Raw genomic sequence first — 22,123 nt, forward strand, 5'->3', positions numbered from 1 at the left:
TATTATTAGGCTTGTTTGGGGTTGTAGATGTTGAGGCGGATCTAGTTTTTGCCCTTCAGGATGTCCAGTGCTACATCGACGATCATGTCTTCCTGACCACCGACCATTTTGCGACGCCCCAGCTCAACCAGGATGTCCACGGTGTTCAACCGGTATCGCTTCGCAGCGACCTCGGCATGTCGCAGGAAGCTTGAATACACACCGGCATAGCCCAGCGCGAGCGTCTCCCGGTCGACTCGTACAGGGCGATCTTGCAATGGCCGCACGATGTCATCCGCTGCGTCCATCAGGGTGTAAAGATCGGTGCCATGATTCCACCCCATACGCTCTGCCGCAGCGATGAACACTTCCAATGGCGCATTACCGGCACCCGCGCCCATACCTGCCAAGCTAGCGTCGATGCGATCACAGCCCTCCTCCACCGCCGTGATGGAGTTAGCAACCCCCAGGCTCAGATTGTGGTGGGCGTGCATCCCGGTTTCGGTCTCGGGCTTCAGTACGCTCTTGAACGCCCGAAATCGATCACGGATGTCCTGCATGTTCATGGCACCACCCGAGTCAGCCATGTACACGCATGTGGCACCGTAGCTTTCCATCAGCTTCGCCTGAGCGGCTAATTGCTCAGCCGGGATCATGTGGCTCATCATCAGGAAACCAACGGTGTCCATTCCGAGCTCACGGGCGTATTCGATATGCTGCCGGGATACATCTGCTTCGGTGCAGTGAGTCGCGATTCGCACAACCCGCGCGCCAGCCTGATATGCAGCTTTCAGGTCATGAACAGTTCCAATCCCTGGCAGCAGGAGTGTTGTGATTTTTGCGTGCTGGACGACATCGGCCACAGCTTCGATGTATTCGATATCGGAATGCCGACCGAACCCATAGTTAAAGCTTGATCCGCACAGACCATCGCCGTGCGCCACTTCGATAGAATCCACGCGCGCTTTATCCAACGCACGGGCGATCGCCTGGACGTTCTCGATGGTGTACTGATGACGGATCGCGTGGCTGCCATCACGAAGGGTTACGTCCGAGATATACAGTTTCTTGTTGGCGTTCATATTCAGGCTTCCCCTTGGCGGGTTTGCGCAATGCGCTCGGCACAGGCCATTGCAGCGGAGGTCATGATGTCGAGGTTGCCCGCGTAGGCAGGCAGATAATGAGCCGCGCCTTCAACTTCAAGGTAAACGGAAACCTTCAAGCCGCTGCGTGGGCCGAGACCCTGCACGTTAACGGGTGCATCGTCCGGGATGTCCTCGAACTGGACGTTTTGCTTCAGCCTGTAACCCGGCACATAGCTTTGAACCACTTCCACCATATCGGCAATGGATCGCTCAATCGCGCTCTGGTCTGCTCGCTCCGCGAGCACAAAGACAGTGTCGCGCATGATCAATGGAGGCTCAGCAGGGTTGAGGACAATGATCGCTTTGCCCTTTGTAGCCCCACCCAGCTTCTCGATCGCGCTGGTGGTGGTTTCGGTGAACTCATCGATATTTGCACGAGTGCCCGGGCCTGCTGACTTGCTCGAAATAGAGGCCACAATTTCTGCGTAGTGGACTTTGGTCACCCGGGAAACCGCCGCGACGATAGGAATCGTGGCCTGGCCCCCACAGGTGACCATGTTGATGTTTGACGAGCTCAATTCCGCGTCCAGATTGATCGCGGGAATAACGTAAGGGCCGATCGCAGCAGGCGTCAGGTCGATGACACTCACGCCGTGCTCTTGAAGGAGCTTGTTGTGGTGGGCATGAGCGCCGGCACTGGTCGCATCAAAAACGATTTTGATAGCCTTGAAATCCGGGAGCCCCAGCAGACCATCAATGCCGCCAGCCGTGGTGGCGACGCCCATACGCTCGGCACGAGCAAGACCATCAGATTTCGGATCGATTCCGACCATGGCGCCCATTTCCAGCAGCTTGCCGTGGCGCAGGATTTTGATCATCAGGTCGGTGCCGATATTGCCCGAGCCGATGATGGCAACTTTAATTGGTTGGTTCATTTTGGTTCCTCTTCTAGGCGCCCCGCCGAGGGCAGTCAGCGCCGGGAATTTTATGCTTCAGGCCTGACTACGCTTGCGCTCTGCCAGTGTTCGCCCGCCAGCGGCCCACTGAGTTTCAGGAATTTCCTGAATCAGCACCCTGACGCTTTCAACCGGTGCGCCAAGGCTCTTGGCGATGGCCTCAGTGACATTCACAAGCAATTGATGCTTGAGCTCTTCACTGCGTCCCTCAGCTATGTGGATCATGGCAATAGGCATGACACGTCCCCCAATCAGTGATTGTTCGTACCAACGAAACGCATGGAAACACTGCCCAAATGCTGGTAGCGCACGCTGATGTGGTCACCCGCTTCAACAGCTATCGCCTCAGTCATGCCGCCAGTCATGATGAATGTGCCTGCTGGGATTTCCTGGCCTTTGGCGCCCAACATGTTTGCGAGCATTGCAACGCTCTGTGCGGGATGGCCGAGGACGGCAGCACCTGCAGCGGTGGCGACTACCTCACCATTCTTTTCAAGCACGACGCCCAGGCATTTGAGATCGATGCCAACCGGGCGGAGCATCTGGCCGCCAGTTACGTAGCGGGCGGAAGAGGTGTTGTCCGCAATCACGCTTTTGAGGTCAAAGCGGAAATTCTCATAACGAGAGTCGATGACTTCCACCGCTGGCAGAATGAAATCGGTCGCAGCCAGTACATCACCGATGTGGCAGCCAGGGCCTTTGAGCGGGTGCTTCAAGACGAAAGCGATCTCGGCCTCAACCTTTGGATGGATCAGGCCACCCACGTCGATAGCAGCACCATCCAAGCAGGAACCGTAGTCGGTTAGAAAACCATGGATAGGATCGCTTACGCCCATCTGCTTCATCTTTGCGAACGACGTCAGGCCCATTTTCAGACCGGCGATGCGCACGCCGCGCGCTATCTTGCGGCGGCGGATGGCGTCTTGAATCGCGTACGCATCCTCCCAGTCCATATCAGGGTGAGCGTCAGTGATCTTGGCGACGGCCTCGCGCTTGAGCTCGGCGTTTTCCAGGTGTTCTGCAAGTTGTTCAATTATTGCGGTCGAGAGATTCATAGTGTTTTCCTTCAAACAAAACGGACGGAAGCAGACCCGATACCACCGAGGCTGATACGCAGCTGGTCGCCGGCCTGGACAGGCACCATCGCCGCCAAGGATCCGGAGAGAATGATCTCACCGGCTTTGAGACCGATGCCCAGATGGCCGAGGGTGTTGGCAAGCCAAGCCACGGCATTGGCTGGATGACCCAAAGCGGCCGCTCCGGCACCAGTGGCCACGATCTCCCCGTTCTTCTCAAGGGTCATACCCACGCAAGCGAGATCTACGTCGCGTGGGTCGACTGCACTGTCGCCGAGCACAAAAGCAGCGGCTGAGGCGTTGTCCGCAACGGTGTCTTGAATCTGAATTTTCCAGTCGCGGATCCTGGAATCCACGATCTCGAAACAAGGCATGACCGACGCCGTTGCCCTCAGGACATCAGCTACAGTGACGCCAGGGCCCTGCAGGTCTTCTTTAAGTAGGAAGGCAATCTCACCTTCTGCCTTAGGAGCGATCAGGGTGCTGGCGGCAATCGCGGCACCGTCGGTGAAGAGCATGTCGGAGAGCAGATGACCGAAGTCCGGCTGATTCACCTTCAGCATGTTCATGACGACCTGACTGGTCACACCGATTTTCTTGCCAATGACTTTCGCGCCCGCATCAATACGAGGCTGGATCATCGCCAACTGAACGGCATACGCCTGTTCAAGTGTCATGTCGGGATGGCTGTCGGTGAGCGGGGCAATGGCCTCGCGCGATTGCAGTGCGTTATGCAACTGCTGACCAATTTTCTGAATTTCAGGCGAGCTCATAGTGATTCCTCAAAGGCGCACGCAGACATTGCGTAGTTCCGTGTAGAACTCCAGGGAGTGCACGCCGCCTTCGCGGCCGATACCCGATTGCTTGGAGCCACCAAAGGCGGTGCGAAGGTCACGCAGGAACCAGGAGTTGATCCAGCAAATGCCCACTTCGAGCGCTGCACCCATCCGGTGTGCGGTTTGAAGGTCAGACGTCCAAACGCTCGACGCCAGGCCATAAGGGGTGTTGTTGGCCAATGCAACTGCTTCCTCCTCGGTGTCGAAAGGAGCGATGTGGCAGCACGGGCCAAAAATTTCTTCCTGAATAACCGAGGAGCTTTCCGGCAAGCCTGTCCAGATGGTTGGCTCAACCCAGGCGCCCTCGGCAAGGTGAGCAGGAACGTCAGGCACGCCACCGCCGTAAACTACAGTTGCACCATCTTTCTGCGCTTGGCTGTAGTACGAGAGAACTTTTTCACGGTGTCCAAGAGAAATTACAGGCCCCATGGTGGTTCCCGACTCGTTGGGATCACCTACTTTGATGCCTTGAGCATGTACCTTGAAGGCAGCGACGAAGCGATCAAACAACGGACGCTGCACGTAGATACGTTCGGTGCCCAGGCAGACCTGGCCGCTGTTTTCAAACACAGCTCGACCTAGGCCCTTGACTGCTTTTTCGAGGTCTGCGTCAGCGAAGACGATACCGGCGTTCTTACCCCCCAACTCCAGGGAGACGGGGCGAATACCCTTCGCTGCTGCTTTCATGATGACCTCACCAGTACCTGTCTCGCCGGTGAAGGTTATGCCGTCTACGCCTGGATGGCTGGTAAGAAACTCGCCCGCCGAGTCACCACCAAAGCCATGGACGACGTTGTAAACGCCCGGCGGAATACCCGCCTCATTCATGACTTCTGCCAGAAGCGTTGCCGTTGCAGGCGTTTCTTCTGAAGGTTTGACGATCACGGTATTACCGCACGCCAGAGCAGGCCCGACCTTCCAGGTCATCAGCAACAATGGAAGGTTCCAGGGGCACACCACTCCGATCACGCCCCGAGGCGTACGGATCGCGTAATTCACTGCTTTGCCACCGTCTGGGGTGTCCATGACGAAGCTTTCGGCAGGCACATTTTTGATGAGGTCAGCAAATACTTTAAAATTCGCCGCACCGCGCGGAATATCGAGGTGATCTGCTAAGTGGTGAGGCTTTCCTGTATCCGCAACTTCGGCGGCCACGAATTCTTCCTGACGCCGCTCGATGCCATCGGCGACCTTGTGCAGCAACGCAGTGCGCTGGGCTACGGTGAGTTTGCTCCACGGGCCATGAAGAGCAGCTCGCGCTGCCTTTACAGCGGCATCCACGGTCGACTTGTCAGCCTCATGAACGCGGCCGATCAAACTGTTGTCGGCAGGGTTACGGTTCTCGAAGGTACGCTCACTGCTAACCCAGTCGCCGTTGATGAAATGACGGAATTCATTGACAGGCATGTCGGTTCCTCTCGTTCTTAGATATTGAATAGGGTGGCTTCAGGGTCGGCGGCGGTGAGGTAGTCCCACATGCGCTCGTAGATCCGTCCCGAGTTCGTCGCCCGCAGTGAGCACTCTTCGTCGGACAGGATTGGGGAATCGCCCAGGCCGGCGCTTCTAACGATCAACTCGATGCGCGCCGAATCTTCGAGGTACCAGGTCAGAGTCAGTGCTTCGACCAAAGACGCACCAGCAACGATGGCTCCATTACCCCGCATTACGAGCGCCTTTCCCGCGCCGAACAGATCAGCCAGACCAGATGCTTGGTCGTCGCTGCGCAGCAGCTGAACGTCATCCCAAAGCGGAATGCCTGGCTGAAAATAGGTGCCCATGCCATGGCGTGCGTGGGGAGTCAGCCTTGCGGCTGACAACGCCATGACTTGGACAGGCATGCTGCGCATGACTGCGCGAATTTCAGGACGCCGGCGATAGATTTGCTGATGAATTCGAACTTCACCCAGCACACCTTCGGGCAGCGCGCCATTCACAGGGACGACAATGCCATCCTCCCCTGGCTGGATAAGCCCCATTGGTTTGGCCGCACAGACGAGGAAGTGATCTTCGTCCAAGCGCAGACTGCAATGACCGTAGGCGTGTGCAAGCCCCGCACGACCCAGTGCACGAGCTGCCATCCGCAGCTGGACTTGATCGCTTTGAGTTGGAACTGGCACGCCGCTCATGACTTGAACTCCGGAATATCAGGCTTGGAGCCCCACATGCAGAACGACTTGGGAACCGCTGGAAACTTGCGCGGATGGTGAGTGAGGGACTGCTCGGCGGTGATCTGGCTCACACCGGTCGAGTACTCGTATGTCATGCCGTCAGGCCCTTCGAAGTACAAGAACACGGCGCCGGAAGTCGGATGCCTGCCCGGCCCAAAAAGGATTTTAATGCCCCTTTCCTGGAGGTAATAAAAGGCACGCATCACATCATCAACACTCTCAACCTGGTGGTTGATGTGCTGGACACCTGGGTACGCGGACGGGAACAACGCGATTTTGTGGTGCACGTCATCGATACGAAGCAATGGTGCCTCGCCGATCCAGTCACTCACCTTGGCGTTGGCGACTTTTGTCCAGAACGCCTCGTCGCGGCGGGCATCAAGGGTGCGCAACCCAATGTGGCTAAACCCGGTAACACCCGCGTCTCGGGTCGGAAAATAACGAGGCCCTGATGCGTGAGGACGTAGGACGAGCTCGATGTTGTTGCCGCTGGGATCTTTGAAATGGATGAAGTCATCGACGTAGCGCACTTCACAGTCACTACGAGTGGCGTGCGATACCTGGAATTTATGTTGCTCCAACAGCACTGCAGCGCTTTCAAGCTCATCCTTGGTGCAAACTTCAAATGCAGAGGTAGTTTCGCGTGGATCACCCTCGTAGTAGCACAAGGTATGATCACGGCTATCAGACTTGAAATAGACCGCACCGTTGGCTTCACGGGCGACTTCAAGACCGAGGATTTCGGTAGCGTATCGGCGGGCGTTATCCAGGTTAGCGGTGCCCAAGCGCACGTAACGAATGTCGTGCAGATTGATCATGGCATTGGCCTTTGCTTTATTTTTGTCTGGACACATCCTCTCGTCGCCGGCTAAATAACAGAAGCAAATTCTCTTTATTCAATCTATTTGATTTGGTTATAGTTATGCGCACGGATCTGAACCTGCTGAGACTGCTGCTCGCGATTTACGAGCACGGAAACGTTACAGCTGCAGCCAAACATCTGGGCATTAGCCAGCCTGCAGCCAGCGCCTCGCTGGCCCGGTTGAGACAATCGATGGACGACCCGCTTTTCATCCGTGCAGGCGTCAACATGGAAGCCACCCCGCGCGCCCAAGCGATCATCGAACGCACGCGTGAGGTGATCGAGATCATTGATAAGGAGATCTTGAGTAGCCCAACGTTCGACCCAAGCACCAGCGACCATGAGTTCACACTGTGCTTAAGCGCCGTGGGTGAAGTCGTGTTCTTGCCGGCACTCTTTGATCGGCTCAGACACGAAGCACCTCATACGCGGATAAAGACCATCAGTCTTGCCCCGGACAAACTGGCTGATGCGCTGCGTGAAGGTACTGTCGATACCGCCTTGGGATATTTTCCCGACCTCACCGGCCCCAACATTTATCAGCAGCGCTTGTTTTCTCATGACCTAGTTTGCATGGTCAGATACGGACATCCACTCAAGGGTAACCGCCTAACATTGGACGCGTTCTGTGATGCAGACCATTTGCAGGTAAGAGATGGAAGCCGTAGCCAGGAGATGTTTGAGACGTACCTCACCGAACATAACGTACAGCGCAAGATCGCTTTGCAGATCTCGCACTACATGAGTGTGCCGGCGCTCATCGAAAATTCGGATTTGGTTGTTGTCCTGCCGCGCACCGTCGCCAGCCTATACGCCAACGAGGCAAAAGTCCGCTCGATGGAGGCGCCACTGGAGCTGCCCACCTACGACCTCAAGCAGTACTGGCACGGGCGGTTGCACCACTCGCCGATTAATGTTTGGCTGCGCCACCTGGTGGCAGACATCTTCATTACCCCGCCCGCCCGAGCTTGATTGTCCAAATGATAAACGCCCGGCTATCCAGTGATAGGCCGGGCGGTGATCATCATCGTTTGAGCCCAGTCGGCGGTAGATGTGGCTAGGCGTTGCGCCTGATCGGCTCCCCCACCCAATGTCTTGTACAGATTCACTTCGCTGGACAGTTGATTGAGCCGATCGCTAATCAGCTGCTGACGACTGGTGTAAAAATGACGCTGAGCATCTAGAAGAACCAGATAGCTGTCGAAATCTGAACAGTATCGGCGCTCCGCGAGCGCCGTAATACTGTTCGGTCGTCCCTACCAGCGCGCGCTGCGACCCCAGCTGTTCCTTATAGGTTGTCCGTGCAGCCAAACTATCGGCGACCTCACGAAACGCAACCTTAGTGGCCTGTTCATAACGCGCGATTCCGACGTCCTTTTGGATTCTAGAGTAGTCGAGGCTCGCCTGAAGGCTGCCATCAGTGAAGATGGTCAGTCGAATACTGGGTAGAAACAACCATGCACCTGATCCACCTCCCCAGAGACCCGAGAGCTCATCGCTTCAGGGCTAGCCAGATGCCGGCAATCGTTCAACAAGTCATCTGACCAGAAAGCAAGGGGAAGCGACATCCTTGCCGACCCCTATCTGTATCAAGCTGTAGGAATGCGACGAGCCTTCTGCTCGGCTACCAACCACGCTTGCGGTAAAGCCAGCAGCAGCCAAGTCTTCAGTAAAGTTGTTACTGTCCAAGTCAGTAAACCATGCAAACCGCCGCGATCTGGTGCTGTCCTGCCAGAAACGAAAGCTCCAACTCCGATTGCCACCAGAGTAGAAAGGAACAACCAGATTCCAGCACCAGTCGCGCATGGCCTCAGTCTGGACTTGAATCGTTTATAAAATGGATCGAGCACGATCGAAGAAGCCGTGGCGCTGCAATTTGCTTTCATTAGGTCGCCGTTGCGGCTATCTGAAAAGGGTATCTACTCAACCGTTGAGAGGCTCAATCATCACTTGTACCATTGCCGAATCGGCAATGGTATTTAGGTTTTGAACTCTAGGGATAATGATGATGAGCTCCAAAAAAATCCTTCAAGAACCCGCCGTCCGCTATTTTTTAGAAGTCGTCAGATCCGGCTCCATTAGTGAAGCAGCCTCAAGACTGAATGTAGCGTCTTCAGCTATCAGTAGGCAGATCGCAAAGCTGGAAGCTAGCCTGGACACTTTGCTGTTTGAGCGAACGGCGCGGGGTATGCAGCCGAGCGCTGCAGGAGAATTGCTGGCGGCTTATGCCCTTAGAGTACAGATGGACAGTGATCGAGTCAGTAATGAAATCGAGTCCCTGAAAGGCTTGGGTCGAGGACTCGTGCGGGTAGCCTCGACCAGCGGCTTTGCTTTGGAGTTTCTGCCACGAATTGTCAGTGAATTCCAAGCCATATATCCGGGCATACAGTTTCAATTGCACGTTGACACCGCTGACTGCGTGGCGCGTCGTTTACGGGAGGGGCAATCGGATATCGGGCTGACTTTTAGCCAAGCACCTGAGGCCGATATCAGCGTCCACACTAGAATATCTGCTCCCATCTATGCAGTGATGAGCAGTCGTCACGAGCTCGTAGGAAAACGCTACGTATCGCTTAAGCAGCTTGCTCTCTATCCGCTTGCTCTTCCGCAGCGAGGAATTTTGATGCGAGATCTGTTCGACGTTTGCTGCAGTCATCACGGCATAGTTGTAGAGCCGGCTCTCAGCGGCAACTCAATGAGCACTATGCTGGGTTTTGCTCAATACAACGGTGGAATTGCCCTATCGTCTCGTCTGCTCATTCGGAATTTACTGCAGTCGGGTCATCTTCACGCGGTTCCACTCCGTGAGCGCGACCTGATCCATGCTCTGAGCATAGAAATATGTACCCTTAGCGGTCGCCTGCTGCCAGCCGCGACCAAAGCATTCCTGAGCTATCTCCATCGTTCGCTGAATGAGACAGACCCAAATTAAAATCACCATGCCGAATCGGCAACGATAGTTTCTTAAATTTGAAATTGTGGCATCTCAACTCACGGATTAGATTGGGGTCATTCACCCCCACGTTACCTACCGGTGACTCCTCAATCTATTGGTAGTGGAAATGACGATGACACATGCAAATGCGCTGGTGGAAAAGTCGGCAGTAGAGCTGCGCAGTTTGATCGGCTCCAAAGAAATTTCTCCAGTTGAGCTGATGCAGGCTTGCATCGAGCGGATTGAGGCAATTAACCCATTCGTGAACGCTGTCACCGCGACAGATTTTGACAAGGCTTTAGACCAAGCCCGACTCGCTGAGAGAGCGGTGCTCTCGGGCGCACCATTAGGATTGTTACACGGCTTACCCATCGGGATTAAGGATCTCGAAAATACAGCTGGTTTGCGCACTACTTTCGGGTCACCAGTCTTTAGGAATAATGTACCCAGCGAGGACAACGCTCTGGTTGCTCGCATTCGAGCTGCGGGCGGCATTGTGACCGCCAAGACGAATGTCCCGGAAATGGGTGCCGGTGCTAACACGCGCAATGCCGTATGGGGTGCTACTGGCAATCCTTTTGACGCCCGTCTTAATGCAGGCGGTTCGTCCGGCGGATCCGCTGCGGCATTAGCGACAGATATGATGCCATTATGCAGCGGCTCAGATACCGGAGGCTCTTTGCGCATCCCTGCAGCCAAATGCGGTGTCGTCGGTTTACGCCCCTCGCCAGGCCTTGTGCCAAGCGAGCGTCGTCTGCTGGGATGGACGCCCATTTCGGTTGTAGGCCCCATGGGCAGAACAGTGGCGGACACATGCCTGCAACTCCAGGCGACTGCAGGACTGCACGTCAGCGACCCGCTCAGCTACGCCCATGCGCACACGTTCAACTGCTTACCCCAAGTCGACTTGAGCACCTTGAGGGTGGGCTTCACTGAGGATTTCGGCTGTTGCGAAGTCGACAATCAGATTCGTGAAGTTTTCCGCAGCAAAGTCAGGTTGCTCAGCGGTCTATTCAAAACGTGCGAGGCTGTAGAGTTTGATCTTGGCGATGCACATGCTTGTTTCGACGTGCTACGGGCGGAAAGTTTCGTGGCAGGGTTGCGACAGACTTACAAAGACAATCCCGACATGCTGGGTGAAAACCCCAGAGCGAATTATGAACTGGGTATCAAAATGTCTCTGGAAGACTGTACTTGGGCTGCGACCGAGCAGACACGCATCTATCGTCGATTTCAGGCGGTTTTCGACCGTTATGATCTGATACTTGCACCGACGACGCCGATATCACCTTTCCCTTGGCAAGACCCTCATCTGACCTCCGTGAATGATGTGCCGCTGGATAATTACTATCGATGGTTATCACTGACCTATGTGGTAACTCTGGCTACCAATCCAGCCATTTCCCTCCCTTGCGGTCTCGATCATAAGGGTATGCCTTTTGGCATGCAGATCATTGCTCCGTTCCGCCAAGACGCTGCGCTATTGGCCAGTGCAGAACAGATAGAGAAGGTTTCCCAAAATAATCCAGGATTGAGAAGACCCCGCCCCGATTTGCTGAAATTGATCAGCCAGGCAGTCGACCTCAAATCAATTGTCACCGCTGCTCCTGACGCACTGATTGATACTACTGCCGCTCAGGTACAAAACTCAGCTGTATAGAGAAAACAACCGTTGCCCCGAGGAAACTGTCTGTATTTTTTGAGTCGGATTGAAAGTTAACTTGGAAAACAATCGCCGAAGAAGCAACCAAATCTAGCCCCCTTAAATCTGCCAAAACTGACTATCGAGGAACATACCATGAGTGGATTCATACGTAGTTTAAGCAAGCGGCTTCCATCCTTCGCCTTGGGTGCTGTTATTTTTAGCGTTGCTCTAGGCTCGGCTCAAGCAGACACTCTGGGCGATATCAAGTCAAAGGGTACGTTGCTTGTAGTAACCGAGATGCAATATCCCCCTTTTGACTTCATGGAGAACGGCGTTTACACAGGCTTCAATAAAGACCTGCTAGACGAAGTAGGTAAGGAGATCGGAGTCAAGGTTCAATACCGCGACCTGCCTTGGACTAGCATACTCAGCGGTCTCGACGCCAAGAAATTCGATTTCGTTGGTGCGCCGATCAACGCAACCAAAGAGCGCATGGCGCGCTACAGTTTCAGTAGTCCTTTCGCCTTTTCGGGTAACTCGTTCATTAAGAAAACAGGGAATGCCGCCATTGGTAAACCGGAAGACTTCTCTGGCCTACGAGTCGGTGTAATGAAGGCCAGCTCGGTGCAAAAACAAGCGCTGAAGTTCTCCGAAACGCTGCCAAAGCCGATGGATATTCGGGAGTACACAGATATTAATCAGATCTATGCAGACATAGCCAATGGACGTCTGGATGGTGGTGCGTCCACAGCTCCTAACGTCGCCTATGCCGCAGCTAAAAGACCAGACATCTTGCAAGTGGTCGACCCTGCTTTCGGCGCGCCTGTCTACTACGGCTGGATTACCCGAAGCGACAAAGAGGATGAAACTCTTATCGCCGCAGTGTCCGGTGCACTGGCAAAAATCATCTCAGACGGACGTATGGCCACTATTCAGAAAAAATGGTTCGGTCGCACTGAAACACTCCCTGCCACCATGCCTGAGCCCTTGATCTGATCGGGCGCAAGCGGCGGAGACGGGTTTATGGAATTTGATACAGTCATAAAGGCCCTGCCTTTCCTGCTCGAAGGGCTGGGCATCACACTCTACGTGTCAGCTATGGGAACGCTAGGCGGCAGCGTAATAGGCATTATTATCTGCGTTTTGCGCTGGACTCGCGTACCTGTGCTTGTGTGGCTGGCAGCGGTCTATATCAGCTATTTCCGAGGGGTGCCGTTGCTGGTGCAGCTGCTGTTGTTCTACAACTTCCTGCCCTACGCCGGCATTGACCTTTCGCCTTTGGTCGCGGCCATCTGTGCGCTCGGTATGGTGGGGGGCGCATACATCGCCGAAATTCTACGGGGCGCACTTGCCGCGATCCCCAAGGGACAGGTCGAAGCAGGCCTGGCATTGGGTTTCGCACCCCTGTCGATCTGGCAACGGTTGTTGCTCCCACAAATGCTGCGACTTTCGATGCCGGCGATAACCAACGAACTGATTATGCTGGTTAAAGCATCTTCGCTAGTGTCAGTGGTTGGACTGGCGGAAATTACCAGAGTAAGCCAGACATTCGCCGCCAGCACATATCGGCCGATGGAATTCTACCTCGCTGCGGGTGCGTTCTATTTAATTACAAACCTGACTCTTTCGTTCTGCAGCTCGCTGCTAGAGCGCAAGCTGGCAAGGAAATAATGATGGAATTCGCGACTTTTATTTCTTATACGCCTGCGATCCTCCACGGCCTATGGATTACCCTGTCCAGTTGGATCATTGCCTCCGTCGGCGGTGTGCTGCTCGGGCTAGGGATCGCACTGCTACAACGCTCCAGTTCGCTCACCGTACGCATGGCAGTCAGAGCTTATGTGGATGCGCTACGTTGCTTACCGTTGCTGGTAATGATTTTCATCGTGTATGCCGGAGGCCCATCCATTGGCTTGATGCTTGATCCATTGTCAGCCGGGATACTGGTGTTGATCGTTCACGGAAGTGCCTATTTCGCTGAAATTTTCCGAGGCGGCTTCAGCGCGGTTCCGAAAGGCCAGATCGAGGCCGCCCACAGTCTGGCTATGACGCCATTCGCCATTTTACGCCGGGTAACCCTACCCGGCGCCCTCACAGCAGCGGCGCCCTCCTTGATAAACATGATCATTAACGTCTGCAAGGAAACTGCGCTGCTGTCGATCATCACTGTGGCCGACCTGACTTTCGAAGTTCAGAAAATGGCGATAGAAACGTTTGCCTCGTTCGAGTCGATTCTGACGCTGGCGATAGGCTACTGGGTACTGATCGAAATTTTTTCCCGCTTGGGTCAACGTGCCGAATGCCATATCAATCGGCACCTGAATATGAAGAGAAGCGCATGAGTGAGTTTCTGGTAAGCATCGCCAATGTTCACAAAAGCTACGGCGATTTTGAAGTGCTGAAGAACGTCAGCCTGGACGTCCAGCGCTCCGAAGTCATTTGTCTGATCGGCCCAAGTGGTTCGGGAAAAAGCACTCTCCTGCGCTGCATCAATTTTCTCGAAACTTATGACAAAGGATCAATCACCATTGGTGGCAAAATCATCGGCTACCAAGAGGCTGGTGGTAAACGCAAGCTCATGCCCGCCCGCGAGCTTCGGGAGATGCGCCGCAGCATCGGCATGGTGTTCCAGCAGTTCAACCTTTGGCCGCACATGACCACATTGGAAAATGTTGCCGAACCGTTGCTGCGCGTTCAAAAGATGAATGCAATCGACGCGAAGGCTAAGGCACTGCGAATGCTTGAGCGTGTAGGCCTGGCGCAAAAAGCCGAAAACTATCCAGCGGCTTTGTCTGGAGGCCAGCAGCAGCGTGTTGCCATTGCGCGAGCTTTGTCCATGGATCCGGCCTTGATGCTGTTTGACGAGCCCACCTCGGCACTAGATCCGGAGCTGGTGGGTGAAGTTCTGCAAGTGATGCGTGACCTCGCCAACGAAGGCATGACGATGGTGGTGGTCACACATGAGATGGGCTTCGCCGGCAAAGCCGCCGACAAAGTCGCGTTCTTGGACGGAGGGTGCATCGTTCAGTTCGGTACGCCACAACAGGTGCTAAAGGAAAGCGAAGAGCCGCGTTTACAACAATTTCTGCGGAGTTATCACGCGCGTAATGATTTTTGAAGAGCCCCCCATGTCAGCCAGTTTGGCGGAGAAAGTCATGATCGGTTTCAGAATCAAAGCAAGCGGCGAAAAAATTTTGCCGCAATGGGTGGAAGCTTTCCGAGATCTGCCCGTCGCAAATATCAGCGACTGCATGGCGCGTATGACGGCAGGTGGCGCCGATCTTCGGGCTTTTTATAAAGGGCCACGCATGGTCGGCCCGGCCCTGACCGTCAAGACACGGCCGGGGGACAACCTGGTGGTACACAAGGCACTGGACGTGGCGGAACCAGGCGACATCTTGGTAGTAGACGCCGGTGGAGACCTGACCAACGCTTTGGTCGGCGAACTGATGATCGCCCATGCAATACACCGCAAACTCGGTGGGCTAGTGATCTCAGGTGCTATCCGTGACAGCGCAGAATTGCTGGCTGGCAGTTTTCCAGTCTTCGCCTTGGGAGTGACCCATAGAGGGCCATTCAGGGATGGGCCTGGAGAAGTCAATGTACCCATCGCCCTTCACGGAATGGTCATTTCCCCAGGTGATTTGGTATGTGGTGATGCCGACGGAGTGGTCAGCGTAGCGCGTCACGAGGTCGAGGAAGTCCATGCGCTGGCGCTGAAAAGAAATAACGACGAAGTGAAGTTGATGGCGCAGATCAACGCGGGCACGTCAGACCGGAGGTGGGTAGACGAACTACTGATTCGCAACGGCTGTTCGATTGAGTAGCTAATTGGTTTACGTTCAGGGCGCTTAGATCGAGGTTTAGGTTGAACCGCCTCGGATTTTCATACGCCCTAAATATTCGTTGCGGAGCGCTGTTCAAACTTTGGAGCGACTGCTCTTTCTTGAACCTAACCAGACGTTTTAATCTTTAAAGCAACTCGAAGTAAGTGGATACATCGTTACGAGCATCCTGCCACATGGTGATTTTCTGATCTGACTCGCTTAGTACACTAGAAAATACTCTGGAGCTGATCAACCGCCACTAACACACGACACTCAAGGCCCTGATCAATCATGCAGCGGAGAATCGTCACCTGAGTATCTCCGCTTACATGACTTATCGTGGCTGCGTCAAAAATCAACACAAGCTAGAACTTGAGGCGCCCCACCAGCCCTTTCAGTTGACCAGAAATATCCGTCAGGCGAGCCGATCCGGTGTGCGCCGACTGCGCAAACCTTTCAACCAACTGGGCATCGGCATGGATTTGTGAAATGTGTCGGTTGATATCTTCGGCAACCTGATGCTGCTCCTCTGCTGCAGTGGCGATCTGAGCGTTCTGATCGCGAATCGAGTCCACCGAGTCGCGGATCTTGTCAAAACTGTCGCGCGCCTGCTGGATACATTCAACGCTGGTTTGCGAAACCTCCAGGCTCCGTTGCATCTGCTGGGTGACCTCCTTAGTTCGCCGCGCGAAGTTGCCGAGCAAGCTGTCGATCTCGCCGGTTGAGTCTGCAGTACGTCGTGCCAAGGCACGTACTTCGTCGGCCACCACCGCAAATCCACGGCCCTGGTCACCAGCGCGTGCGGCTTCAATCGCGGCATTAAGCGCCAACAGATTGGTCTGTTCCGCGATCGAGCGAATGGTATCGAGGATGGTGTTGATGTTCTTACTGTCCTGGTCGAGCATCTGCATGGTAACTGCCGACTGCTGCAGGTCGTCACTCAATTTAAGAACGCTGCCAGTGGCCTCACCAATCTGCCGTTGCCCGTCGTGCACCTCCCGATAACCGACGTCCGCGCTGGAAGCGGCATGACTGCAAGAGCGGGCCACTTCGTTAGAGGTAGCGACCATCTCGTTGAAAGCTGTGCTCACCAACTCAACTGCTTCGCGCTGGCGCACTGCGGCGCTGTTCATGTTACTGGCCACTTGACTGGTGTTCGCAGCGACCTCTTGCAAATCGGAGGAAGCGCTGCCAATGCGCCGCATCAGTTGCGCGATCATGCCAAGGAACTGGTTGAACCAACCAGCCAAAGTGGCGGTTTCGTCCTTGCCCCGCACTTCCAGTTCGCGGGTCAGTTCGCGGGTCAGGTCGCCCTCCCCTTCGGCGATTTCCTGCAGGCCATCGGCAACGCCGCGAATCGGTCTAACGATCACACCGGCGAAGCTCGCGCCGACGATGGCGAAGATGATTGCCAACACGGCGGCGATCAGTGCGATCAACCCTGTCAGACTGGTGGCCTGAGCCATGACTTCGTCGCGTTTGATCAGCCCGATGAAGCGCCAGCCCAGGCTTTCAGAACTGACCACATTGACCATGTAGGGCACGCCATCGATCTCAACCTGGGTCACGCCATCGCCACTCTTTGCCAGCTCGGTATAGCCGGGGCCCAGATCGGCTAGGGGCTTGAAACTATTTTTGGCATTCGCCGGATCGACCAGAACGTTGCCGTTGGCTTCGACCATCATCAGGTACCCGCTGTCGCCCAGCTTGATGGTTTTAACCAGTTCAGTCAGTTGCTTGAGCGAGACGTCCACGCCGACGACACCCACAGGGTTGCCGCTGGGGTCGGCGAAAGCGCGAACCGTGCTGACCAGCACCATGTCATCCGGTGCCCAATAGTAAGCGCTCGTGCGCACGGTTGAGCCTGGCGCGGCCGCCACGGCGGTCTTGTACCAAGGACGTACTCGGGGGTCGTAGCTGGCCATTTTCGGGTCGTCGGGCCAACCGGCAAAGCCGCCGTCTTTGAGCCCCAGGGAAATAGACGCGGTGGTCGGATGGGTCTCGGCAAATCTATCGAAAATAGCCTGGAGTCGCTGATCCGCTTCGGTCACAGGCGTTTGCTCAGCATTGGCAGCGGTATAGTTTTTCAATCCCTTGACGGTGGCGATTCGAGGATCCTTGGCAAGGTATTCGACGTTTTGGCGGATGCTGTCAAAGAACTGCTTCATACCGTTATCGATCTGGCGAATTTCACGACCGCTGCTATCCAGGAAATTGGCCTGTGCCGCGCTCCGCAAGTTCAATACGACAAGCACCGCAACCAGAATCACCGGAAGGCAGGCGATGGCGGCAAATACCCATGTCAGCTTCTGTTTGATGTTCATGACTTCTCCAGCGGGTATTTATAAGGAGTTAGGGCGAGCCGATGGAACGGATATACCGACTGAAATCAGAACAGCGCCCACGACGACTGCCACGAAATCTGCAAGGCAGTGTCCGTAGATAAAAATCAGTGTTTGTTTTCCTGTCAGGCAGGTTCTCGCCCGTTAGTCCGACGGAGATGGGCGAGAAAGTTCATGCACTGCTGCTCAGCTCAGAAACGCCCGGGAGCAAAGGGTGCCGGATCGACCACAGGCGCCTCGCCCATCATCAATTCTGCGAGCAGTCGACCGCTGACCGCGCCTAGCGTAAATCCTTGATGGGCATGGCCGAAATTGAACCAGAGCCCTTTATGCAAGGGCGCCGCGCCGATTACCGGCTTCATGTCTACAGTGCAGGGTCTGGCGCCGCTCCAAGGCGTGCGCTCCACCTGGGGGCCTAAGGCTAATACCTGCCGTGCGGCCCGCTCGGCCTTGCCCAGTTGCACAGGTGTTGGAGGTGCACTCAAGCTGGCGAATTCCGCCCCCGTTGACAGGCGAATACCGCGCTTCATCGGCGCCAGCATGTAGCCTTGTTCGGTATCCAGCACCGGGCGGCTCAATGTCGCGCCATCGGCAAAGTGAGCGTGGTAACCACGCTTAACGAACAACGGAATGCGGTAGCCCAACTCGCCAAGCAGTTCGTGAGCCCAGGGGCCCAACGCCACGACCATCTGCGACGCGCCGACTGATCCAGAATCGGTGTCTACGCTCCAACCGGCTCCCGACTGACGCAACGATCGCGCATCGCCACGCAAAATCTCCCCACCTTCACGAACGAACAGATCGGCATAACGCTGCACCAACTCACCCGGCTCAATGCACGTCCAGGGTTGCAGCCAATGAATGCCCCCCACCAATGCATCGCTCAACGCTGGTTCCGCCATTCTGAGCGCGACACCGTCCAGGTGCTCAGACAACACGCCGTGTGCACTCACGCGTACCGCACGCTCCACCGCCTCATCGAATTGCTGCGGGCTACGAAAAGCCTGTATCCACCCTTTGCGCACGATCAGGTTTTGCGAACCGCTTTGATCAATCAACTCCGAATGCTCGCTGATCGAGTGCTCAATCAGCGTGCGAAAGGCATCTGCAATGGCCTGGTAATGCCTAGGCGCGGAGTTGGCCCAATACCTGACCAAGGCAGGGACGTATTCAGGCATCGCGCGCAAATGGTAATTGACGCCAATGTCACGCTTGGCTGCCACGTTTATCAGGCTGGCAAGATCCCTCGGGAACGCATAAGGCTCAATGGCCTCACGCTGAATGATGCCTGCGTTACCGAACGACGTTTCACGCCCCGGCAAACCTTTGTCCACCAGCGTCACCGCGCAGCCACGGCGTTGCAAATGCAACGCCGTGCATACGCCGACAATGCCGGCCCCCAGTACCACCACTTGTTTTTCGTTCACGCTGCCTCCGAATCAAGCACGCTGTTGCGCGATGACACTGATCTCGACCAATGCATCGACCACAAGGCCGGCGCAGACGGTCGCGCGTACTGGCAGGTTGGCTGTGAAGAATGATGCATAAGCCCGATTGAATTCGGCGAAATTACTCCGGTCGGTCAGGTACACGGTAACGCTGACAACATCGTCCAGCGACAGCGATTCGGCTTCTAGCGTCTGGGCAATACGCATCAAGGTCAAACGCGTTTGCGCTTCGATACCTTCAGGAAAGCTACCGTCCTCACCAAAAGGCAATTCGCCAGACAAAAAAACCAGGCCCTGGCTGTGGCGGACTTTGGAAAAGGGCAGATTACTAACGGTCATGGCAGTTCTCTCTTGGGTATTTCAAGGAGGCGCCCATCAACGAGCACCGGTTGTGAATCATCGATTCGACTTCAGCGGTTTTTACGGGAGGCCATTGAGTCATGCATACGCTTGAGCATGTGTTCCCCCTCGCGGACACCGGACACATAGATCATGAGCGAACAGCGGCTTGAGATCATGTCGACTCGTTGCTTAATGGGTTCAGGAGGGGTGAAATATATGTTTTATCCTGAAACACCAATCATGTATATACAAGATTAAGCATTTACCATGCCGCTCGATCAAAAAATGCGCCATGAGCCTAAGGTAGAGCGACTTACCCTCCTCTCGCGATTAGGACGCCTTAGGTGTCCCGACACTAAAGGTTTCGTTTTTTCCCACCTGGCATCATGGGTAACACTCCAAGCGCAACCAGCGGTTACATAAGGCTAAAAGGCAGCGATCATCGGCCTGATCTACTTCGCTAGAAACAGGCCTGTACTGCGGAATCAAAAGCAGCTCAGACATTTTGGCCTGCATCTTGCCTTACCAGTATATACAGGCACATACAGATGTCTGCTGCGTAATCATCCTGCTCCCCAAGGATGTTACTCATGAATGTACTGATACCGCTCAGCCCCATTCAACGACCAGCCGTACGAGATCAGCCATAACGCCGAATAGCCGCGTCTGCAGCAACTCCTGCAGAACTGCCTAGATCGTAATGCCTACCAGCAAGACACTAATGAGGTTAACCCTGTATGAATGCCAATGACTTGAACCTGCTTGCCCGCGCAGAAGTGCGCGAATTGGCCAGTTACAACGCCGGCCTCGCCTCGGATGCTGTGCGCAAGCGTTTCGGCCTGACTCGCGTCGCCAAACTAGGCAGCAACGAAAACCCGATGGGCACAGCACCCGCCGTTAGCGCCGCAACGGCTCGAGCTTGCAGCGAAATTGCGCTATACCCCGATGCTGGCTGCCAGGCATTACGCTCTGCACTCTCGAAAAAGCTCGACGTACCCGAGAATCAATTGGTGTTCGGCAACGGCTCGGAAGATTTGCTGAGCGTCATCAGCCGCGTGTTTTTAGACCACGATGACGAAGTAGTTACCGTGGTGCCATCTTTCGGGTTGCACTTCATATACCCAATGGCAGCCGGTGCCCGGGTGGTAGGTGTTCCCATGACCGACAGAGGCACCTTCGACGTAGCAGCAATGATCGCTGCACTCACCCCCCACACCCATGTGCTGATGTTTTCATGCCCGTCAAATCCGGTCGGCTGCACCTTAAGCGCCGACGAGTTGCAGCTGCTGCTCGACGCATTGCCCTCGAAGTGTCTGCTGGTGTTTGATGAGGCCTATTACGAATACGCGCAGTGGGAGGCCGAGTACCCGGATTGCCTCGGTTTGATTCAGGCCAGCGGCAAACCGTTTATCCTGCTGCGGACTTTCTCCAAGGCTTATTCCCTGGCAGGTTTGCGCATCGGCTACGGTATCGTCAGCGATCCACTGCTGGCAGATCTGATTAACCGCCTGCGCACCCCGTTCAACGTCAACAGCGTGGCACAAGCTGCAGCGATTGCGGCACTGGAAGATGATGGTCATCTAAACGCCTGCCTATCTCATGTCGCCAGCGAACGCCGGCGGCTGGAAGTGGCGCTGCACGAGCAAGGCATTACGACCGCACCGTCCTTGGCCAACTTCCTGTTTTTTAGCACGCCTTATCCGGCCGAAGTAATCAACCAAGCACTGCTGCGTGAAGGGGTTATCATCAAACCGTGGCGCGAAGTTGGATACACTGAGTACTTGCGCGTCTCTGTAGGAAGCTGTGAGGATAACGACCTTTTCCTCCAAGCACTGGCAAGCGTCCTTGCCGCACTTGAAACACGGACTGACTAATGATCAAAAATGCACCACAAGCGCTCTACCGGCGTGCAAAGGATTATGTGCAAGACCAACTTCGCGCGGGCGTTTGGAAACCTGGTGACCTGATTTCTTCAGAAAACCAACTGGTGCAAGAACTGGGCATTTCGCGCATGACCGTCAACCGGGCCTTACGCGAATTGACCGAAGAAGGTCATCTGGTCAGGATTTCAGGCGTTGGTACGTTCGTAGCCGAAAGCAAACCGCAATCAAACTTGCTGCGTATCACCAACATTGCCGACGAAATCCTCGCCCGAGGTCACAGTTACACCTGCCGTGTCCTGCAACTGGGGCGCGAATCGGCCTCAATGCCGGTGGCGTCCGCATTGGGCCTGACCACCGGTTCTTCAGTTTTTCATCTGATCTGTGTTCACAGCGAAGAAGGCGTGCCCGTGCAACTCGAGGATCGTTACGTCAATCCCGAGCTGGTGCCAGAATTTCTGAAGCAAGACTTTGGCGAGCACCTGCAACCAGCCAAGTACCTGTTGCGGGTCATCAAGCCCGACGAGATGGAACACATCGTCGAAGCCTGTCACCCCAACAACGAAGAAAGCAAACACATGCAAATCGATATTAATGAACCTTGCCTCGTGCTCATACGCCGAACCTGGAGTCAGAGCAAAATCGTCACCTATGTGCGTTTAGTACACCCGTCCTCACGCTATCGCCTAGGCAGTCGCCTGCCAGTAAATGGGGCGCATAGAGACAGTTGAGGCCTGAAGGC

General features: G+C 55.2%; 21 protein-coding genes and 1 pseudogene. 10 read left to right on the forward strand and 12 right to left on the reverse strand.

What is annotated here, in order from left to right; translation table 11 throughout:
• Positions 1 to 41: 41 nt before the first annotated feature.
• Genes dmpG through QYH43_RS19870 form a run of 8 tightly spaced genes read right to left on the reverse strand, consistent with a single transcriptional unit; the run spans position 42 to position 6,918 of the window.
• On the reverse strand, positions 42 to 1,061 hold the full coding sequence (gene dmpG / locus QYH43_RS19835; RefSeq protein ID WP_301157883.1) for a 4-hydroxy-2-oxovalerate aldolase: 1,020 nt from the start codon (positions 1,059 to 1,061) through the stop codon (positions 42 to 44).
• Between the two features lie 2 nt (positions 1,062 to 1,063).
• Positions 1,064 to 1,999 carry an acetaldehyde dehydrogenase (acetylating) gene (locus QYH43_RS19840; protein WP_301157884.1) on the reverse strand — a complete coding sequence of 312 codons (936 nt, stop codon included), beginning with the start codon at positions 1,997 to 1,999 and terminating at the stop codon, positions 1,064 to 1,066.
• A gap of 57 nt (positions 2,000 to 2,056) precedes the next feature.
• Positions 2,057 to 2,257: a 2-hydroxymuconate tautomerase gene (locus tag QYH43_RS19845; protein WP_301157885.1), complete on the reverse strand. Its 201-nt coding sequence runs from the start codon at positions 2,255 to 2,257 to the stop codon at positions 2,057 to 2,059.
• Positions 2,258 to 2,271: 14 nt separating this feature from the next.
• Positions 2,272 to 3,075: a 2-oxo-3-hexenedioate decarboxylase gene (dmpH, locus tag QYH43_RS19850; protein WP_301157886.1), complete on the reverse strand. Its 804-nt coding sequence runs from the start codon at positions 3,073 to 3,075 to the stop codon at positions 2,272 to 2,274.
• Between the two features lie 11 nt (positions 3,076 to 3,086).
• Positions 3,087 to 3,869, reverse strand: coding sequence for a 2-oxopent-4-enoate hydratase (dmpE, locus tag QYH43_RS19855; RefSeq protein ID WP_150757595.1), 783 nt, complete (start codon positions 3,867 to 3,869; stop codon positions 3,087 to 3,089).
• Positions 3,870 to 3,878: 9 nt separating this feature from the next.
• Positions 3,879 to 5,339, reverse strand: coding sequence for a 2-hydroxymuconic semialdehyde dehydrogenase (locus QYH43_RS19860; protein ID WP_301157887.1), 1,461 nt, complete (start codon positions 5,337 to 5,339; stop codon positions 3,879 to 3,881).
• 17 nt (positions 5,340 to 5,356) lie between these two features.
• Complete coding sequence (locus QYH43_RS19865) at positions 5,357 to 6,058, reverse strand: class II aldolase/adducin family protein (protein ID WP_301157888.1); 702 nt, start codon at positions 6,056 to 6,058, stop codon at positions 5,357 to 5,359.
• A complete protein-coding gene (locus QYH43_RS19870) occupies positions 6,055 to 6,918 on the reverse strand; it encodes a VOC family protein (RefSeq protein ID WP_301157889.1) in 864 nt (287 codons plus the stop codon). Before QYH43_RS19870 ends, QYH43_RS19865 begins: the two co-directional genes overlap by 4 nt.
• Before the next feature lie 104 nt (positions 6,919 to 7,022).
• On the opposite strand from QYH43_RS19870, the gene QYH43_RS19875 reads away from it, so the two are divergent.
• Positions 7,023 to 7,934, forward strand: coding sequence for a LysR family transcriptional regulator (locus QYH43_RS19875; RefSeq protein WP_301157890.1), 912 nt, complete (start codon positions 7,023 to 7,025; stop codon positions 7,932 to 7,934).
• A 23-nt stretch (positions 7,935 to 7,957) separates the two neighbouring features.
• Here QYH43_RS19875 and QYH43_RS19880 read toward each other — a convergent pair.
• Positions 7,958 to 8,462 (reverse strand): annotated as a pseudogene (locus tag QYH43_RS19880) (TolC family protein); the annotation flags it as partial.
• A 508-nt stretch (positions 8,463 to 8,970) separates the two neighbouring features.
• On the opposite strand from QYH43_RS19880, the gene QYH43_RS19885 reads away from it, so the two are divergent.
• The 7 genes from QYH43_RS19885 to QYH43_RS19915 all read left to right on the forward strand — a co-directional run bounded on the left by QYH43_RS19885 (position 8,971) and on the right by QYH43_RS19915 (position 15,369).
• Positions 8,971 to 9,894 (forward strand): LysR family transcriptional regulator, encoded by a 924-nt coding sequence (locus QYH43_RS19885; protein ID WP_301157891.1) that lies wholly within the window; start codon positions 8,971 to 8,973, stop codon positions 9,892 to 9,894.
• A gap of 136 nt (positions 9,895 to 10,030) precedes the next feature.
• On the forward strand, positions 10,031 to 11,557 hold the full coding sequence (locus QYH43_RS19890) for an amidase (protein ID WP_301157892.1): 1,527 nt from the start codon (positions 10,031 to 10,033) through the stop codon (positions 11,555 to 11,557).
• A gap of 138 nt (positions 11,558 to 11,695) precedes the next feature.
• On the forward strand, positions 11,696 to 12,538 hold the full coding sequence (locus QYH43_RS19895) for a transporter substrate-binding domain-containing protein (RefSeq protein WP_301157893.1): 843 nt from the start codon (positions 11,696 to 11,698) through the stop codon (positions 12,536 to 12,538).
• A 27-nt stretch (positions 12,539 to 12,565) separates the two neighbouring features.
• Positions 12,566 to 13,213: an amino acid ABC transporter permease gene (locus QYH43_RS19900; RefSeq protein ID WP_301157894.1), complete on the forward strand. Its 648-nt coding sequence runs from the start codon at positions 12,566 to 12,568 to the stop codon at positions 13,211 to 13,213.
• A gap of 2 nt (positions 13,214 to 13,215) precedes the next feature.
• A complete protein-coding gene (locus QYH43_RS19905; RefSeq protein WP_301157895.1) occupies positions 13,216 to 13,884 on the forward strand; it encodes an amino acid ABC transporter permease in 669 nt (222 codons plus the stop codon).
• Positions 13,881 to 14,660, forward strand: a complete 780-nt coding sequence (locus QYH43_RS19910) for an amino acid ABC transporter ATP-binding protein (protein ID WP_301157896.1) — start codon at positions 13,881 to 13,883, stop codon at positions 14,658 to 14,660. The genes QYH43_RS19905 and QYH43_RS19910 overlap by 4 nt, the downstream gene beginning before the upstream one ends.
• A 10-nt stretch (positions 14,661 to 14,670) precedes the next feature.
• Positions 14,671 to 15,369: an RraA family protein gene (locus QYH43_RS19915; protein WP_301157897.1), complete on the forward strand. Its 699-nt coding sequence runs from the start codon at positions 14,671 to 14,673 to the stop codon at positions 15,367 to 15,369.
• Between the two features lie 365 nt (positions 15,370 to 15,734).
• Here the strand turns inward: QYH43_RS19915 and QYH43_RS19920 are convergent, their stop codons facing one another.
• The 3 genes from QYH43_RS19920 to QYH43_RS19930 all read right to left on the reverse strand — a co-directional run bounded on the left by QYH43_RS19920 (position 15,735) and on the right by QYH43_RS19930 (position 19,498).
• Positions 15,735 to 17,693 carry a methyl-accepting chemotaxis protein gene (locus QYH43_RS19920; protein ID WP_301157898.1) on the reverse strand — a complete coding sequence of 653 codons (1,959 nt, stop codon included), beginning with the start codon at positions 17,691 to 17,693 and terminating at the stop codon, positions 15,735 to 15,737.
• Positions 17,694 to 17,902: 209 nt separating this feature from the next.
• Positions 17,903 to 19,138 carry an FAD-binding oxidoreductase gene (locus QYH43_RS19925; RefSeq protein ID WP_301157899.1) on the reverse strand — a complete coding sequence of 412 codons (1,236 nt, stop codon included), beginning with the start codon at positions 19,136 to 19,138 and terminating at the stop codon, positions 17,903 to 17,905.
• 12 nt (positions 19,139 to 19,150) lie between these two features.
• Positions 19,151 to 19,498, reverse strand: a complete 348-nt coding sequence (locus QYH43_RS19930; RefSeq protein ID WP_137201191.1) for a RidA family protein — start codon at positions 19,496 to 19,498, stop codon at positions 19,151 to 19,153.
• A gap of 740 nt (positions 19,499 to 20,238) precedes the next feature.
• Between QYH43_RS19930 and hisC the strand changes: the two genes are divergently transcribed.
• Positions 20,239 to 21,375 carry a histidinol-phosphate transaminase gene (gene hisC / locus QYH43_RS19935; RefSeq protein WP_301157900.1) on the forward strand — a complete coding sequence of 379 codons (1,137 nt, stop codon included), beginning with the start codon at positions 20,239 to 20,241 and terminating at the stop codon, positions 21,373 to 21,375.
• A complete protein-coding gene (gene hutC, locus QYH43_RS19940) occupies positions 21,375 to 22,112 on the forward strand; it encodes a histidine utilization repressor (RefSeq protein WP_301157901.1) in 738 nt (245 codons plus the stop codon). Before hisC ends, hutC begins: the two co-directional genes overlap by 1 nt.
• Positions 22,113 to 22,123: the final 11 nt, after the last annotated feature.

Origin of the sequence: Pseudomonas sp. C32 (assembly GCF_030417915.1) — a bacterium.
Taxonomy (GTDB): domain Bacteria; phylum Pseudomonadota; class Gammaproteobacteria; order Pseudomonadales; family Pseudomonadaceae; genus Aquipseudomonas.